This window comes from Chitinibacter sp. SCUT-21 (assembly GCA_041874755.1).
Lineage (GTDB): Bacteria > Pseudomonadota > Gammaproteobacteria > Burkholderiales > Chitinibacteraceae > Chitinibacter.
This window is the reverse complement of record CP102611.1, coordinates 1970902-1985282: the sequence shown is the minus strand read 5'-3', so window position 1 is coordinate 1985282 and position 14381 is coordinate 1970902. Positions and strand designations below refer to the sequence as shown.

Here is a 14381-nt window from a genome sequence, read left to right as displayed (position 1 = left end):
GTATGGCACAGCGAACTACATTGAAAGATCTACTATCGCTATCAATTTAAGGAGTAAATATGTTTAACCTTAAAACCATCGCGTTCACGTTCTTTGTTAGTTTGGCGGCGATGAGCCCGCTACACGCTGCCGAGATGGCGCAAACCAATGCTACGGGCGTGCAGTATATGGCGGGTGGCATCGGTGAAATGTCGCAAAGCGAATTTGCTGAGCAAAGCAAAAACTACAATCTGCGGCTGACCTTTGCTGCCAAAACCAGCGGCGCTTATTTGGCAGATGTCAAAGTCGTTGTTACCAAAGTGGGCGAGAAAAGCGCTCTGCTCGAAGTCCAAGTGCCAGGGCCGTTTTTGTTTGTGAATCTGGCCGCAGGTCAATACAAAGTCGCTGCAACGTATGAAGGCGAAACGCTGACCAGCACGCTTAAACTCAAAGCAAAACAGCCGCGCAGCCAAGTACTGTACTTTGCAAAAGAATAAAGCACAGGGAACAAGGCCATGGATTTTGCTCGTGGCTAAATTGTGCATTTGGCGGCCAAAAATCGCAGCCATTTTCCCCTATCAACACAATTTGAATTGAAATTTACCGCACTGATTCAGTATGCTGCGAGGCTCTGAAGGAGTCATGCATGTATCAAGCAGCTTGGAGTCAGCGGCTTTGGCAAGACCCATCACGCCGCAATTGGGCGGGTGATGCGGCTCGGCCTTTAGCGTGTGAAATCTGGTACCCCACCCACGATACCAACGAAGAGATCTATGGCTTTGGCGGCGCGGATGCCGCAAGCGCGAGTTTTGTCGGCAGCAAAGTCGTGAAAGACGGCGCCATCGTCGAGGGGCGCTGGCCCTGCGTATTGCTATCACATGGTTTTGGTGGCTCGGCCTTGCAGTTGGGCTGGCTGGGTTCGATGTTGGCACGGCAAGGATATATCGCAATCGCAGTGAATCATCATGGCAATTGCGCTACCGAAGCCTACACCTTAGAGGGTTGCTTGTTTTGGTGGCAACGGCCGCTCGATTTAAGCCGAGTGCTTGATTTTGCGCTGCAAGAATTTGCCATCGACGCCGCGCGCATTGATGCAATCGGCTTTTCGATCGGCGCATACAGCGCGTTAGCGCTATTGGGTGCAAAGTTTGATTTGGCTTTGTTCGATCAATTTTGCCGCAGCCCGCTGGCCAAACAGTTTTCGGTGCCAGAATTTCCCGACCTAATTGCGCGCCGAAAAGCATGGCGGCACGACCCAAACTGGGCGCAGCAATTTGAATTGGCAGAGCGCGATTTTTCGGATGTTCGAATCCGTAGCGCAGTGTTATTCGCGCCGGCCATGGTGCCATTTTTACAGCCGAGTAGCGTGCGAGCCATTGAAAAGCCGGTGCAGATTTTTTGTGGCACCGCTGATTTGATTACCCCTGCCAGCATCGGCGCACAGCTATTGCACGCACAATTGCCCAATAGTGAGCTGCATTTGCTGCGCGACGCGGGGCACTATGTTTGGCTGGAGCTAGCGAGCGAATTAGGCCGAAAAACCTTGCCCGTTTTCACCGTTGACCATAGCAATATCAACCGTGCCGCCATCCACGCGCATTGCGGCGAGCGGGTTATTTTGCATTTGCAAGATTTAACTTTGCAGGCAAAGCGCGAGCAAGCTCGCATCCATCATCTTCCACCTAGCAAACGGCATTTATGGCAAAGCCAAGTATTGCACCACATTGCGAGTACAGGGCTAGTGTATCAATTGCTCAGCCAAGGCCTGCGCTTGAGCGCTTTATTCAACCGCGCCTAAGACAATTCGCTTAATAAACGAGCAATCATCTGCCGTGCTTGGTCCTCGTAGCCGCTGCCGAATAAATTAATGTGGTTGATGATGTGGTACAAGTTGTACAGCGTTTTGCGCTGCGCATAGCCCGCATCAATCGGCCACGTGGCGTGATAGGCGGCGAGAAAGCGCGGGCCAAAGCCGCCGAATAGCTCGGTCATCGCCAAGTCGCACTCTCTATCGCCAAAATAGCAGGCGGGGTCAAAGATCACCGGCGTGCCATCCGCCAGCCCCGCGGCATTGCCGCCCCACAAATCGCCGTGCAGCAAGCTCGGCTGTGGGGTGTAAGCGCGGAAAAAATCGGGGATATTGTCGAGCAACTTCGCGCCCGCAGCGCCAAAATCACAGCCATTGTTTCGCGCCAACTTAAACTGCGGCAGCAATCGTTCCTCGCGCCAGAAATCCACCCAGCTATCGTGCCAGCGATTACTTTGCGGCGTGCTGCCGATGGTGTTATCCATCTCCCAGCCAAAGCGCGGCGCTCCCGCCGGAGCAATCCGATGCACGCGCGCCAAGGCCGCGCCCATCGCCGCAGGGTCGGGTGAGCCCGACAGCGGTAAATACTCCAACACCAACCAAGCCTGCCCATCGCTCACGCCGTGTGCAATCGGCAGCGGCACCCGCATCCCCTGCCCCAAAGCCGCCAGCCCCGCCGCCTCGGCCACAAACATGCTATGCAAAGCCGCGCGATTGGTCTTCACAAAATACTGCCGCGTCGGGTCGATGGCATCGCCGATGACAAAGGCCTGATTAATACACCCACCTCCAACGCTGCGCTGTTGTTTCACGTGAAACGGCACGCCAGTGGCGGCGGAGATGGCGGATTCGAGATCGCAGATCAACTTATGCATGGCGGCCATGTCCAGCTAGATAGAGATGCAGTGATTGTAGGGCGCGGGTATTTAGCTTGTTTTGCGCCAAGCTAAAAAATTTGGGTTGATTGTGTTGAAATGAAACTAGCTATTGTTTATCGCGGTAAGGCGTAGGGCGTAATCGCCGAAGGCATTACGCCGCATGCAAAGAGACCATGACTGTCAGTCATACAGCCACTTGGCGTATTGCCGTTTCGCGTCGAATACGCCCTACCGTTCTGTTCCACGTGAAACACCCCATCACACCACCATGGGTATTCATCGCTGGACCAGATTAAAAAAGCGCCATATGGCAATACCACTGCCAGTATGCAAAAACCTTAGAAGCTCCGCGAATAATTCACCGTCAAGAACGTCAGCGTTGAATCATCGTATCGACCACCCACAATTGGATTGGCCACGCTGGAGCCGTCGATGCGCGCTATTTCTAAGGCGGCGCCGATGCTGCTGCGCTGATCGATTTGATACTGCGCGCCCATGCCCCAACGTAGCGTGTCGCCAGCGGGGATGGCGAGCGAGGTGTTGGATTGGTCTTGATAAATGCTGCTATCAAACGCCAAGCCGGTGTTGAGCCGCAGCGCGGAATTAACTTGATATTGCACGCCAACGGCGGCGTGCCAGGTATCGCGCATCATCGTGCCCGCAGGTTTGCTTTGCTGGCCTAGCCATAGCTCGTTTTTATTGTAGGCCGACCAGTCTTGCCAGCCTAAATTACCCATTACCGCCCATTGCGGGTTGATTTGGTGATAGGCGCTCAATAGCAATTGCTGCGGCGCATTGACGGTGCCCGAGAGTGGCAATCCGCTAGTGGCCAGCCCTGTGGCGTGGCCGGTAAATTCGTATTGGGTTTTGCTGGTGTAGCTCAGCCCCACGCGCGTTTGCGCGTCGTGCTGGTACAGCAGGCCGATTTTGGCGTTGTGGCTCCAATCGCTATCGTCCAGCTTATAGTCTTGCCCCAGTGCGTTGCGCTCCAAGGCAAAGATGCCATAGTTGGCGTTAATGCTGGCGCCAATTGACCATTGATCGTTCAGGCGATACGCCACAGTGGGTTGTACCGTCATGCCGACGAGGGTGCTTTTTTGCATCAGGCTTTTACCGGCCCAATCGCCAAAATCCATCGATAGGCCAAAATTACCGTACACGCCCAAGCCCAGTTTTAAATCTTCGTCGACGCTGTGGCTGTAAAAAGCACTCATGCCCGGAAACCAGCCGATCACGCTGTCTGTGGCTGGCGCGCGATTGGGCTGGTAAGCCGTATCACCGTAGAGCGCTTGCACGCCCAGCGTGAGCACATCGCCTTGCAGTTGCGTTAAACCGGCGGGGTTATATGCCATGACGGAAGCGTCTTGCGCCCGCGCGGCGCTACCTGCGCTGGCCAAGCCGACGTCTTCGGTGCCCATCTCATACAAATACAGGCCAGAGGCCCACGCTGCGGCGGGTAGATTGAGCGCCAGCGCGATCAGTAGTCTGATTTTCATGATTTTTCCTTGCTCACTAGATTGCCGCCACCATGGCGCTTGCTACGGTGGCGGCGGCCTGGCTTAGTCTTTTTTCGTGCCAGGCAAGATTTCAAAGCGTGGATCAAACTTCACTTGCGTGCTCATCAACTGATCGAGCACCTTGGCATTGCCGTTGAGTTTGGCTTTGCCGTTTTTCACCAAGTCTTTAAAGGTGGCCTGCCCCAGCAAGATCGTGTCGATCTCGGCGCGGTTCACGGTAATGGTCAGGTTTGCGTCGCTGGCTTGATAGTTCTTGATGTTGGTCAGCGTTGAGTTGCTCATTTCAATCACGTATTTCTCGCCATTGTCTGGCGTGTTCAGATTGATTTTGAACTTCATCCCAGCGGCTTTTTTGCTGTCCATTGTGATGCCCATATAGTCAAGAAAGAGTTCGGTCGACATTGCCGAAATCATGTCTGGCCCATCGCCTTTGGCTGAGCGGCCTTGTGGCACGCCATTGCGCAGCTCGTAAGCGCCAGCCAAGAAGCTATTGCGCAAAGCAACACTTTCTTTCTGGTAGCCCAACTGCTCGTACACATTGGCCAGCAAATCTTTGGCCGCGGTGTTTTTCGGCTCGGCCAGCGTCAGTTTATTTAAGATCTCTACCGCTTCGCGATACTGGCCGGCATCGTGCAATGCTTTGGCTTTGGCGATGATTTTGTCGCTGCCACCCATCATTTCAACGTAAAGCGGCGCTGAATCACGTGGCGACAAGGGCACTAGTGTCGCTGGGTTACCATCCCAGTAACCGATATAGCGATTAATCACCGCGCGGCTATTGTGCTCTTCCGAGCCGTGGTATGAATGCGCAGCCCAGTTTTGCTGCAAGGATACGGGTGGTTTGTAAACGTTGTGGATTTCGTTAATCGTGACGCCTTGGTTTGCCAAGTGCAGCACGTCGTTATTTAAATTGGCGTAAATATCACGCTGAGTACGCAGGACTTCCTGCACGCGATTTTGCCCCCAACGCGGCCAGCTGTGCGAGGCAAACATTACGTCGGTTTTATCGCCAAACATATACAACGCGTCATTGATATTTTTTGACCAAGCCAGCGCATCACGCACCAAGGCGCCGCGCAGCGTATAAATATTGTGCACGGTGCCGGTGACATTTTCTGCCGCCCAGAAACCACGGAATTGCGGGAAGTAGGTGTTCATTTCCGACGGTGCTTCGGTACCCGGCGTGTTTTGGAATACCATCTCAACGCCGTCAATCGTCATATTTTCAATAGGCTTGCTGATTGTAACGGTAGGTGGAATCAAACCCAATTCACCAGAAGAGACGTTTTTACCAATCGCCTGATCGACGTGGCCAAATGGGTTGTGCGGCAGCAATGTGCCATAGGCCAGCAACATACGGCGCGCCATCGCGTTACCGGCGTAAACGTTTTCCGAAACTGCGTGCTCCATAAAGCCTTCGGGCGCGATGATTTTTACTTTGCCGCTCGCGACGTCTTTTTCATCGACCACACCGCGCACACCACCAAAGTGGTCGCCGTGCGAGTGCGAGAACACCACGGCTTTCACCGGACGATGGCCAAGTTTTTCATTGGCAAAATCCAGCGCGGCTTTGGCGGTTTCTTTGGACGTGAGCACGTCAAATAAAATCCAGCCGGTATCGCCCTTAATCAGGGTCATATTCGCCAAATCGAAACCACGCACTTGGTAGACTTTATTGGGCACAACTTCATACAGGCCATAGCCCATATTCAAAATGGCTTGGCGTTGCAAGGATGGGTGGATGCTATCGAAGTCTTTCCCGTCGAGCAGGTAATCATAGCTACCGATATTCCAGATGATGTCGCCTTTCTCGTTGCGAATCACGCTGTATTCGGGCTTGGCGATCAAGCCTTTGCTCGATTCAGCAAAGTCGCGCTGATCTTCAAAAGGCAGGGTTTTGCGCGCCTGATTTTGCAATGCTTTGGTGTAGCTTGAAGGAGCTTTGCCCTTGGCATCGAAATGCAAACCGAGCTTGGCATTCGGATCGGTGTCACTCACCCCGCCGCCGCCTGCCGCAAACACAGGGCTGGCAAATAAGCCAAGTACAGCCATCGAGATAATGAGATTTCGAGGTTTCAGTTTCATGATCAATACTCCGTGGGCAATTAAAAAATAGGCGCTAGCGCATTTGTCTTTTGCGATTTAGAATCTAGTACACTTGACCTATGTGTTGCATCTTAGCTAGATGGCATAACAAAGAAAATGGTAAAAGTAAGCTAAGTGTAAAATTGCACGTTTGATTCACCCCGCCTTAGGAATTGGCCATGCTCTATCCAGACAGCTCAGATCATTTATCCACCCAGCAATTGATCTTGGCGCGGGCGCTTGATGTGTTTGTTGAAGATGGCATGGCGGGGTTTACGACTCGCAAAATCGCCGAGCGAGCCGGAATCGCGGTGGGGAATCTGACTTATCACTACCCGAATAAACAAGGCTTGTTGCTAGCACTCATCGAGCAATTGCTAACGCAATACGCGAGGCAATTTGCATCGACCTTGGCACAAGCGGCGGAGCGACAAGAAAATGCTCTCGAAGCCCTGATACGCTGGGTGCTGGAAGATGCCAGCCGAGAGCGCACCGTGCGTTTATTTCGTGAGCTATGGTCGGTAGCGCTGCACGATGCTTCGGTACGCGACAGCGTAGATCGCTTTTATGATCAGATCCATGAGCAAGCGATTGCGCTGTTGCAAGCGTACTATCCTACGGTGAGTGAACAAACGCTGCGCGAGGTTACCAGCTTGGTGGCCGTGAGTGCTGAAGGCTGTTTAGTGCTGTACGGTACCAAGCAGCAACGCAGCATCGATTTAACGCAAATGATGGCTTTAGTACAAAGAGTTTGTGCCCAACTGATCGAGGCCAATCAGGCCTGAGTGCGGTCTTGCTGTGAAACATGGCGAGCAAGCAATTGGCCTGCTCGCGTTACGCAGGCTGTACGGCAAGCTGAAGCCGTACCGACATACTGCTAATGGTATGTACCTATTAGCTATATTTAATAATCGATGCAGAGATATACCCTATCCTAGCGCATCCACTAATGCATCCAACAAGGCCCTTACCGCCGGCGATAAACCCCGTTGGCTAACGTACACCGCCTGCACGTGGCTCACTGGGAAGCGCCAGTCGGGTAGCACTTCGACCAGCGCGCCGCTGGCTAGATCGGCGGCGGCATAGTCAGCGGGCAGCATTGTCACCCCTACCCCATCGATTGCGGCTTGGCGGCGTAGACCGAAGTGTTCGCTAATTAAACGCGGGGGTAATACGAATTCACGCACTTCGCCTTGCGCGTTGACTAGCCGCCAGTGAATGCGCTGATCGGCGGCGACGACGCCCATGGCTGGCGCCATCGCGAGCGCGCCGGGCGTGCTGATGCCTCCGTATTGCGCGATCAGTGCGGGGCTGGCGACGAGCAATGCCTGCGTTGGCCGCAGCCGCCGCGTGGCCCATTGCGGGTCTTCATCGTCGGTGGCGCGTACGCGCAGCGCGACGTCGATGCCCTCTTCGAGTAAATCAACGCGTCGCGTGGTGGTGATGGTTTCTAGCGTGACTTTGGGGTGCGCGACGATAAAGCGATGCAGTACGTCGCACAGCCCGTCGATCATCGCCGGTGGTAGGCTCAGCCGCACTCGCCCCGATGGTTCGGCGCGTTGGCTGGCGACCACGCATTCGGCGGCTTCGGCTTCGCGCAGCAGCGCTTGACAGTGGCCGAGAAATTTTTGCCCGACGTCGGTCAGCGTGATTTTGCGTGTGCTGCGTTGCAGTAGTCGCACGCCCAGTCGCGCCTCAAGCCCGGCAATGCGGCGCGATAGCCGTGATTTGGGGATGCCCAATTGCCGTGCCGCCGCGGAAAAGCCGCCGTGTTCGATCACGCGGGCGAAATACAAATAATCGTTCAGGTCTGCGTTGATTGTATTCATGGATAGAACAATCCTTCCTATTTTTGCAGTCTAGTCGCTATTTTGCGCCAAATATACGATGTGTTCATCCAAACATTGAACAAGGACAGCATCATGAACTTACTGCATATCGATTCCAGCATCTTGGGTGAACACTCTGTTTCGCGCCAATTGGGCAAAGAAGTGGTCGAAAGCATTCGTTTGGCCGAGCCAGCAGTGAATGTGGTGTACCGCGACGTGGCGAGCGAAGACATGATTGCGCTCAATGGCTCGCTGCTAGCGGCAAAAAACACGCCTGCCGAGCAACGCAACGCACAGCAAGCATTTCAGGTGGGTATTGCCGACGCGGTGCTGGCCGAGTTTTTGGCGGCAGACGTGCTGGTGATAGGCGCGCCGATGTATAACTTTTCGATTCCTAGCCAGCTCAAAGCATGGATCGATATGATTTCGGTCGCTGGCGTTACATTTAAATATGGCGCCAATGGCCCAGAAGGTTTGGCCGGTGGTAAGCGCGCAGTGATCGTTGCCACCGCCGGTGGTCAGCATGCGGGTACCGCTACGGGTATTGGCCATATTGATTATCTACGTGTCTTGCTCGGCTTTTTGGGGATTAGCGATATTCGCGTGATTGCGGCAGAAGGCTTGGCGATGGGGCCGGCAGTGCGCGATCCGGCGCTGGCAGCTGCGAGAGAAAAAATGAGCGATCTTGCCGCTTAATGAGGTTAAAAATTAATAAATAGTATTTTAATGTGATTAAAAGTGCCTAATTGTAGTTAAAAATTAGGCGCTTTTTTTGCGTTTAAATGCAACATAGTTGCGCAACCCTGTTGCATAAAGTTATGCTTCGCTTTTTTGGCTGGAGCAGCAAATGAGCAAAAAACTGCCAGTGACTGTGTTATCGGGTTTTTTGGGCGTAGGCAAAACGACGTTGATGAACCATGTGCTGAAAAACCGCGATGGCTTGCGCGTAGCGGTGATCGTCAACGACTTATCCGATGTGAATATCGATGGCGAGCTGATCCATCAGGGTGGTTTTGCGCGGGGTGAAGAGCGTTTGGTCGAGATGAGCAATGGGTGTATTTGCTGTACTTTGCGCGAAGATTTGCTCGAAGAAGTGGCGCGTTTGGCCAAAGAAAATCGCTTTGATTATTTGCTGATCGAATCCACCGGCATTGCCGAGCCATTGCCGGTGGCCGAAACCTTTACCTTCCGCGACGAAAGCGGGCAATCGCTTTCCGATTTGGCGCAGCTCGATACCATGGTGACGGTGGTCGACGCGTTTAACTTCTTGCGCGATTACGCGGGCGGCGATCTGCTGGCCGAGCGCGGCGAGACTGCGGGCGAGGATGACGACCGAACGGTGGTTGATCTATTGGTCGAGCAAATTGAATTTTGCGACGTGCTAGTAATCAGCAAGCCTGATTTGGTGAGCGCAGATCAATTGGCGCAATTGCAAAGCATTTTGGCCGCGCTGAACCCGCGTGCGGTACAGCTGGTTGCCGAAAATGGCCAAGTGCCACTGAATGCAATCTTGGGCACTGGGCGCTTTGATTTGGACGAAGCGGCCAATGCGCCGGGCTGGTTGGCGGAAATGCGCGGCGAGCATGTGCCGGAAACCGAAGAATATGGGATTTCTAGCTTTGTCTGGAATGCGCGCAAGCCGCTGCATCCACAACGGTTTTGGGATTTAATCCATAGCGAATGGGAAGGCGTATTGCGCTCGAAAGGCTTTTTTTGGCTGGCCAGCCGCCCAAGCTTTGCCGGTAGCTGGTCGCAAGCTGGTGGCGCTTGCCGCCATGGCGCGGGCGGATATTGGTGGGCCAGCGTGCCACAGGAGCATTGGCCGAAAGACGACGAATCGCTCGACGCAATTGCCGATGGCTGGAACGATGATTTTGGCGACCGTAAGCAGCAAATCGTGTTTATTGGTATAGAAATGGACGAAGATCAGCTCAAATCACGACTGAATGCTTGTTTGCTGACCGATGCAGAATTGGCGGCAAAAAATTGGGGCAACCTGCCTGACCCATTCCCGGTGTGGGGTGTGGCGGCTGATCAGGAAGAGGCGGTTCCCGCTTAATGGCTGCCCTATTCGCTGGTGCAGTGCTCGGGTAAATCGGCAATCGCGTCCATTACGCTACTTGCCGATAGCTTAAAACGTGGCTGGATGGCGAATCCGGCGCGTTTTAGGCGCTGCGCCGTCCAAGTGTTGCACGTATTTAGCACATGATAAGCGCCTTGCGCGGCGAAAAATTCGCTATCGCCGTATAGTCCTTTGCCTAGGGCTTGGACATCATGGCTCGCGCTCAGCGCCATGCTATCGATAATTGCCGAATTCAATTGCTCTAGCTGGGTATTGCTCAAGCAGAGTTGTTTCATCTGGTTTTCAGGGAAATACGCTCTAGGTGTATTTGGTACGGCAAAAATGTGCATGATCGAGCCGGATAAACCAAAGACGGCTTTCAATACAATCCCCGCCGTTATGTCGCTCGCCTGATAAAAGCCTTTATCGCCCCAACCAATTTCAAAATTCGGTGTATTTGGAAAGCGCGATTTTAGTGCTGGAAATTGCTGCTGCAGTGGCGCTGCCGGCACAATTAAGCCCGTGTGTCAGCCGTTATTGATGACATAAATGCTGTGCTGCGTTTCGCTGGCGGAGAGCTGGGCGCTTGCGCAAAGGGCAATAATGCAGCCAATGAGTCGAAATAAAGGCACGAAAGTGCTGACCAAAAAGGGAAAAAGATTAAATGTCTATCATTAAGCTGTCTATTAGCTTTGCTATTTTGTTATAAAAAAGAAGTTTTTAGTGATAAAAAATAGCGTGAAATCACTGTTTTTAAGCTCAATTAAAGAGTTTTAAATGATTATGAACGATATTGTCTGTTTGAGGTTGATGTAAGATTTTTGCTGAAAAAAACAGCGCGAAAAAGCGCTAAGCAGGCTAAGTTTAAAAGTATTCAAATTGTGCTGTATGCCCTATGACCGCGACACCAGCTTGGCTACACATCGAAGAGAAAATCACTCATCAGGTGATTGAAACCGAGTGCTCTAGCCTACACCCCCACCATCTTGAAATGCAGGCCCATAATATTATGGCGGGTGAAGTGGCCGTGCATCATCATCATCCGATTAAAACCGTGCTGGGCTCCTGCATCGCGGTTTGCTTATTTGATCCGCAACTCAAATTAATTGGCATGAATCATTTTCTAGTACCGCTACGCCACAGTCGTGATGACCAAGAGGGCTATTTTTCTGGGTTAGCCTCTATGGAGGTGCTGGTGAACGAGATGATGAAAGCCGGCGCAGCCAAGCGCCGGATAGTGGCCAAAGCTTTTGGTGGTGGCGATATGCTTGGGCTGGATAATATGGTTGGAATGGGGCAAAAAAATATCGAGTTTACTCAGTCGTGGCTGCAGGCTGAGCATATCCCACTCACCGCCGTAGATTGGGGTGGCAATTGGGCGCGTAAAGTGATTTTTGAGCCAGTTAAGGGGGATGTGTATTGTCGACGGATAGAGGCCAAATTGCCCAAGGCGCGGCAGTTGGCGCAAGAAGAGCAGCGCTTTGCGGAAAAACTGGTGCGGCAACAGCAGAAACCGCGGATTGATTTCTTTGATTAGGGTATTGCTTGCTAGATCAATATGGCATTGATTTAGCAGGCAATACCCAGGTGAATAATTACTGCTCTACTTTGGCCAAAGCACGGCGAGTTGCAACGGCGTTGGCTAAATCAGCCAACAGTTTTTCAGTCGCTTCCCAGCCGATGCACGCGTCGGTAATCGATTGGCCATAGCACAATTCTTTGCCCGCACCGTCGTCCTGACGGCCTTCTACCAAGTGGCTTTCTACCATGACGCCGAAGATCGCATCGTTACCGGCTGAGACTTGCGCACACGTATCGGCGCACACTTCCATCTGGCGACGGTAATCTTTGCGGCTGTTGGCGTGGCTAAAGTCGATCATGATTTTCTTCGCCAAACCTGCTGCAGCCAAATCAGCCGTTGCCGCACGAACGTGGGTTTCGTCGTAGTTTGGCTCTTTGCCGCCGCGCAAAATCACGTGGCAATCTGGGTTGCCGCCAGTGGCAACAATCGCAGAGTGACCGTATTTGGTCACTGATAAAAAGTGGTGTGGCTGACCCGCCGATTTAATCGCATCAAACGCGATTTTCAGATTGCCGTCGGTGCCGTTTTTAAAGCCGACTGGGCAAGACAAGCCCGATGCCAACTCGCGGTGAACTTGTGATTCAGTCGTGCGCGCGCCAATCGCGCCCCAGCTCATCAAATCCGCTACGTATTGTGGCGTGATCATATCGAGGAACTCGCCAGCCGTTGGCATGCCGGTGTTGTTCAAATCAACCAGCAATTTACGTGCGATGCGTAGGCCTTCGTTGATATTAAAGCTGCCGTTGAGGAATGGATCGTTGATGAGACCTTTCCAACCCACGGTGGTACGTGGTTTTTCAAAGTACACGCGCATCACGATTTCGAGCTGATCTTTGTATTTTTCGCGCAGCGGCAGCAGGCGTTCACCGTATTCAAGCGCTGATTTTGGATCATGAATCGAACAGGGGCCGATGATCACGAGCATGCGGTCATCATTGCCAACCAGCATTTGGTGAATCGCTTGGCGCGTCTCAAACACTGAAGTCGACGCCGTTTCATTCACTGGATATTTCTCAATCACCGCCACAGGTGGCAATAATTCCTTAATTTCGCGGATGCGTACGTCGTCGGTTTGGTAGTGCATGATCTTCCCTGCAGGCTAAGTGCAATCAGAGATTGCCTGTATATTCATCAAAGAGAAGAGAGTAGCGTCTAAAGCGCTTGGCGGCAAGCGAGCACGGGCAAAAAGCGCAATGCGAACGATTTTTAGGTGAAATTAAAGCGATTTACACGCGGCACAAACGCCTTTTACCGTGATTTCGACGCTTTCGGCGACAAATTGCTTTGGTAAGGCAACGGGCAAGTCGGTTTTAACGTCTTCAAGGCAATAAAAGCGGCCACACTGTTGGCAATGAAAATGCGCGTGGTGATGCGGTGCTTTGGCAGCTGAAAAGCGCCATACACGATCGTCGCCAGATAATTTGTGCGCCAAATTTTCAGCGGTGAGCCAATCGAGGACCCGATAAACGGTAACTCGATCAAGACTGGGTTCGAGTAATTCTTGGATATCAAGGTGCGACAGCGGGCGTTGTGCGCCCAATAGGGTCGCCAAAATATCAACCCGCGCCGGCGTAACGCGAGCGCGGGTTTTGGCGATTAAGTCCCGCGCAGCGGCGCGGATGGCTTGATCAGCTTGGTGCGTGTGATCCATGCCAGCGCAGATTAGTCTGCGTACTGTTTTTTCTGGCGTTCGCGACGTTCTTGCGCTTCCAGCGACAAAGAAGCCGTTGGGCGCGCAAGCAGACGTTGCAGGCCAATTGGCTCGCCAGTGTCTTCACAGTAACCGTAGTTTTCTTCGGCGATTTTGCGCAAAGTAGAGTCGATCTTCAGTAATAGCTTGCGTTCGCGATCGCGCGTGCGCAATTCGAGCGCGTACTCTTCTTCCAGTGTGGCGCGGTCAGCAGGATCTGGCGTTGCTTCTTGCTCTTGCAAATGGCTGGTCGTTTGGCTCGCGTTAGCGACCAACTCGGCCTTCATTTGAATTAGACGCTCGCGGAAGAACTCGAGGTGATCCGCGTTCATATAGTCATCTTCGGGGCCATTCCAGTCCCGGATGTCTTGTTCCGTGAGTTTTGCCATGGTTGTTCTCGCTTTTGACAATGTTGATCGCTTACAAAATAAGCAACCTAATAGGGCACGCAGCTTAATCAACTACGCCGTGCAATGCAATACGGTTGCGTGACAATCGTATTAAATCTAGCGTCTTATTGCGCTAAAACCCAGCGAATAATGATGCGTAAATCTTTATCTTCGATTTGTTGCGCAGGCATTGGGATTTTGCCCCACTTGCCGCCAGGCAAGCCCTTACGCACTTCGGCCATTAGCATCGCTTCCGCGTCTTTCTGGCCTTTATAGCGCTTTGCAACTTCCTGGTAAGACGGGCCTACAATCTTTTTATCGACGGCATGACAGCCTAAGCAATTGTATTTGGCCGCCACTTTAGCGCCATCGTCGGCTGCAAATACTGACGTAGAACAGAGTAAAGCCAAAACCAGCAAAGTGTTGCGCATAATCATCAATTCCAAGCTTAGAGTGTGTTCTATTCTACTCCACCTCACCCCTTTCGCGTGTCCGAGATAAGTCTCTATCGCGGCTGTGCTACACTCGCGCGATTGTGCAATTTGATAGTTAGGATGCGAAAG

Annotated in this window: 15 protein-coding genes; 6 read left to right on the top strand and 9 right to left on the bottom strand. The window is 52.7% G+C overall.

Annotated features, from left to right (window positions below; all coding sequences use genetic code 11):
- Positions 1 to 59: 59 nt before the first annotated feature.
- Both NT239_09310 and NT239_09305 read left to right on the top strand, forming a co-directional pair.
- Positions 60 to 476 carry a hypothetical protein gene (locus NT239_09310; protein XGA69996.1) on the top strand — a complete coding sequence of 139 codons (417 nt, stop codon included), beginning with the start codon at positions 60 to 62 and terminating at the stop codon, positions 474 to 476.
- 149 nt (positions 477 to 625) lie between these two features.
- Positions 626 to 1777 (top strand): alpha/beta fold hydrolase, encoded by a 1152-nt coding sequence (locus NT239_09305; GenBank protein ID XGA69995.1) that lies wholly within the window; start codon positions 626 to 628, stop codon positions 1775 to 1777.
- On the opposite strand, the gene NT239_09300 is transcribed toward NT239_09305, so the two are convergent.
- From NT239_09300 to NT239_09290, 3 genes are all read right to left on the bottom strand, one after another.
- Complete coding sequence (locus NT239_09300; protein XGA69994.1) at positions 1774 to 2661, bottom strand: fructosamine kinase family protein; 888 nt, start codon at positions 2659 to 2661, stop codon at positions 1774 to 1776. The genes NT239_09305 and NT239_09300 overlap by 4 nt on opposite strands.
- Before the next feature lie 341 nt (positions 2662 to 3002).
- On the bottom strand, positions 3003 to 4160 hold the full coding sequence (locus tag NT239_09295) for an outer membrane protein transport protein (GenBank protein ID XGA69993.1): 1158 nt from the start codon (positions 4158 to 4160) through the stop codon (positions 3003 to 3005).
- 63 nt (positions 4161 to 4223) lie between these two features.
- On the bottom strand, positions 4224 to 6266 hold the full coding sequence (locus tag NT239_09290; protein ID XGA69992.1) for an MBL fold metallo-hydrolase: 2043 nt from the start codon (positions 6264 to 6266) through the stop codon (positions 4224 to 4226).
- A gap of 179 nt (positions 6267 to 6445) precedes the next feature.
- Between NT239_09290 and NT239_09285 the strand changes: the two genes are divergently transcribed.
- Complete coding sequence (locus NT239_09285; protein XGA69991.1) at positions 6446 to 7051, top strand: TetR/AcrR family transcriptional regulator; 606 nt, start codon at positions 6446 to 6448, stop codon at positions 7049 to 7051.
- Positions 7052 to 7195: 144 nt separating this feature from the next.
- On the opposite strand, the gene NT239_09280 is transcribed toward NT239_09285, so the two are convergent.
- Entirely contained in the window at positions 7196 to 8095 is a 900-nt protein-coding gene (locus NT239_09280) for a LysR substrate-binding domain-containing protein (GenBank protein ID XGA69990.1), read from the bottom strand.
- A gap of 93 nt (positions 8096 to 8188) precedes the next feature.
- On the opposite strand from NT239_09280, the gene NT239_09275 reads away from it, so the two are divergent.
- Both NT239_09275 and zigA read left to right on the top strand, forming a co-directional pair.
- Complete coding sequence (locus tag NT239_09275; protein XGA69989.1) at positions 8189 to 8791, top strand: NAD(P)H-dependent oxidoreductase; 603 nt, start codon at positions 8189 to 8191, stop codon at positions 8789 to 8791.
- Positions 8792 to 8942: 151 nt separating this feature from the next.
- Positions 8943 to 10154, top strand: coding sequence for a zinc metallochaperone GTPase ZigA (gene zigA, locus NT239_09270; GenBank protein XGA69988.1), 1212 nt, complete (start codon positions 8943 to 8945; stop codon positions 10152 to 10154).
- An 8-nt stretch (positions 10155 to 10162) separates the two neighbouring features.
- On the opposite strand, the gene NT239_09265 is transcribed toward zigA, so the two are convergent.
- A complete protein-coding gene (locus tag NT239_09265; GenBank protein ID XGA69987.1) occupies positions 10163 to 10669 on the bottom strand; it encodes a DUF2459 domain-containing protein in 507 nt (168 codons plus the stop codon).
- 383 nt (positions 10670 to 11052) lie between these two features.
- Between NT239_09265 and NT239_09260 the strand changes: the two genes are divergently transcribed.
- Positions 11053 to 11694, top strand: a complete 642-nt coding sequence (locus tag NT239_09260; protein XGA69986.1) for a chemotaxis protein CheD — start codon at positions 11053 to 11055, stop codon at positions 11692 to 11694.
- A gap of 58 nt (positions 11695 to 11752) precedes the next feature.
- Here the strand turns inward: NT239_09260 and aroG are convergent, their stop codons facing one another.
- From aroG to NT239_09240, 4 genes are all read right to left on the bottom strand, one after another.
- Positions 11753 to 12823 carry a 3-deoxy-7-phosphoheptulonate synthase AroG gene (aroG, locus tag NT239_09255; protein ID XGA69985.1) on the bottom strand — a complete coding sequence of 357 codons (1071 nt, stop codon included), beginning with the start codon at positions 12821 to 12823 and terminating at the stop codon, positions 11753 to 11755.
- 132 nt (positions 12824 to 12955) lie between these two features.
- Positions 12956 to 13390, bottom strand: coding sequence for a transcriptional repressor (locus NT239_09250; protein XGA69984.1), 435 nt, complete (start codon positions 13388 to 13390; stop codon positions 12956 to 12958).
- Between the two features lie 11 nt (positions 13391 to 13401).
- Positions 13402 to 13818, bottom strand: coding sequence for an RNA polymerase-binding protein DksA (dksA, locus tag NT239_09245; GenBank protein ID XGA69983.1), 417 nt, complete (start codon positions 13816 to 13818; stop codon positions 13402 to 13404).
- A gap of 125 nt (positions 13819 to 13943) precedes the next feature.
- Positions 13944 to 14249, bottom strand: a complete 306-nt coding sequence (locus tag NT239_09240; GenBank protein ID XGA69982.1) for a c-type cytochrome — start codon at positions 14247 to 14249, stop codon at positions 13944 to 13946.
- Positions 14250 to 14381 lie beyond the last annotated feature (132 nt).

Excerpts from the sequence above, each read along its gene's own strand:
- NT239_09290 (XGA69992.1), bottom strand. The coding sequence starts at position 6,266 with ATGAAACTGAAACCTCGAAATCTCATTATCTCGATGGCTGTACTTGGC.
- NT239_09275 (XGA69989.1), top strand. The coding sequence starts at position 8,189 with ATGAACTTACTGCATATCGATTCCAGCATCTTGGGTGAACACTCTGTT.
- NT239_09240 (XGA69982.1), bottom strand. The coding sequence starts at position 14,249 with ATGCGCAACACTTTGCTGGTTTTGGCTTTACTCTGTTCTACGTCAGTA.
- NT239_09295 (XGA69993.1), bottom strand. The coding sequence starts at position 4,160 with ATGAAAATCAGACTACTGATCGCGCTGGCGCTCAATCTACCCGCCGCA.
- dksA (XGA69983.1), bottom strand. The coding sequence starts at position 13,818 with ATGGCAAAACTCACGGAACAAGACATCCGGGACTGGAATGGCCCCGAA.
- NT239_09310 (XGA69996.1), top strand. The coding sequence starts at position 60 with ATGTTTAACCTTAAAACCATCGCGTTCACGTTCTTTGTTAGTTTGGCG.
- zigA (XGA69988.1), top strand. The coding sequence starts at position 8,943 with ATGAGCAAAAAACTGCCAGTGACTGTGTTATCGGGTTTTTTGGGCGTA.
- NT239_09300 (XGA69994.1), bottom strand. The coding sequence starts at position 2,661 with ATGCATAAGTTGATCTGCGATCTCGAATCCGCCATCTCCGCCGCCACT.
- NT239_09285 (XGA69991.1), top strand. The coding sequence starts at position 6,446 with ATGCTCTATCCAGACAGCTCAGATCATTTATCCACCCAGCAATTGATC.
- NT239_09260 (XGA69986.1), top strand. The coding sequence starts at position 11,053 with ATGACCGCGACACCAGCTTGGCTACACATCGAAGAGAAAATCACTCAT.
- aroG (XGA69985.1), bottom strand. The coding sequence starts at position 12,823 with ATGCACTACCAAACCGACGACGTACGCATCCGCGAAATTAAGGAATTA.
- NT239_09280 (XGA69990.1), bottom strand. The coding sequence starts at position 8,095 with ATGAATACAATCAACGCAGACCTGAACGATTATTTGTATTTCGCCCGC.
- NT239_09250 (XGA69984.1), bottom strand. The coding sequence starts at position 13,390 with ATGGATCACACGCACCAAGCTGATCAAGCCATCCGCGCCGCTGCGCGG.
- NT239_09305 (XGA69995.1), top strand. The coding sequence starts at position 626 with ATGTATCAAGCAGCTTGGAGTCAGCGGCTTTGGCAAGACCCATCACGC.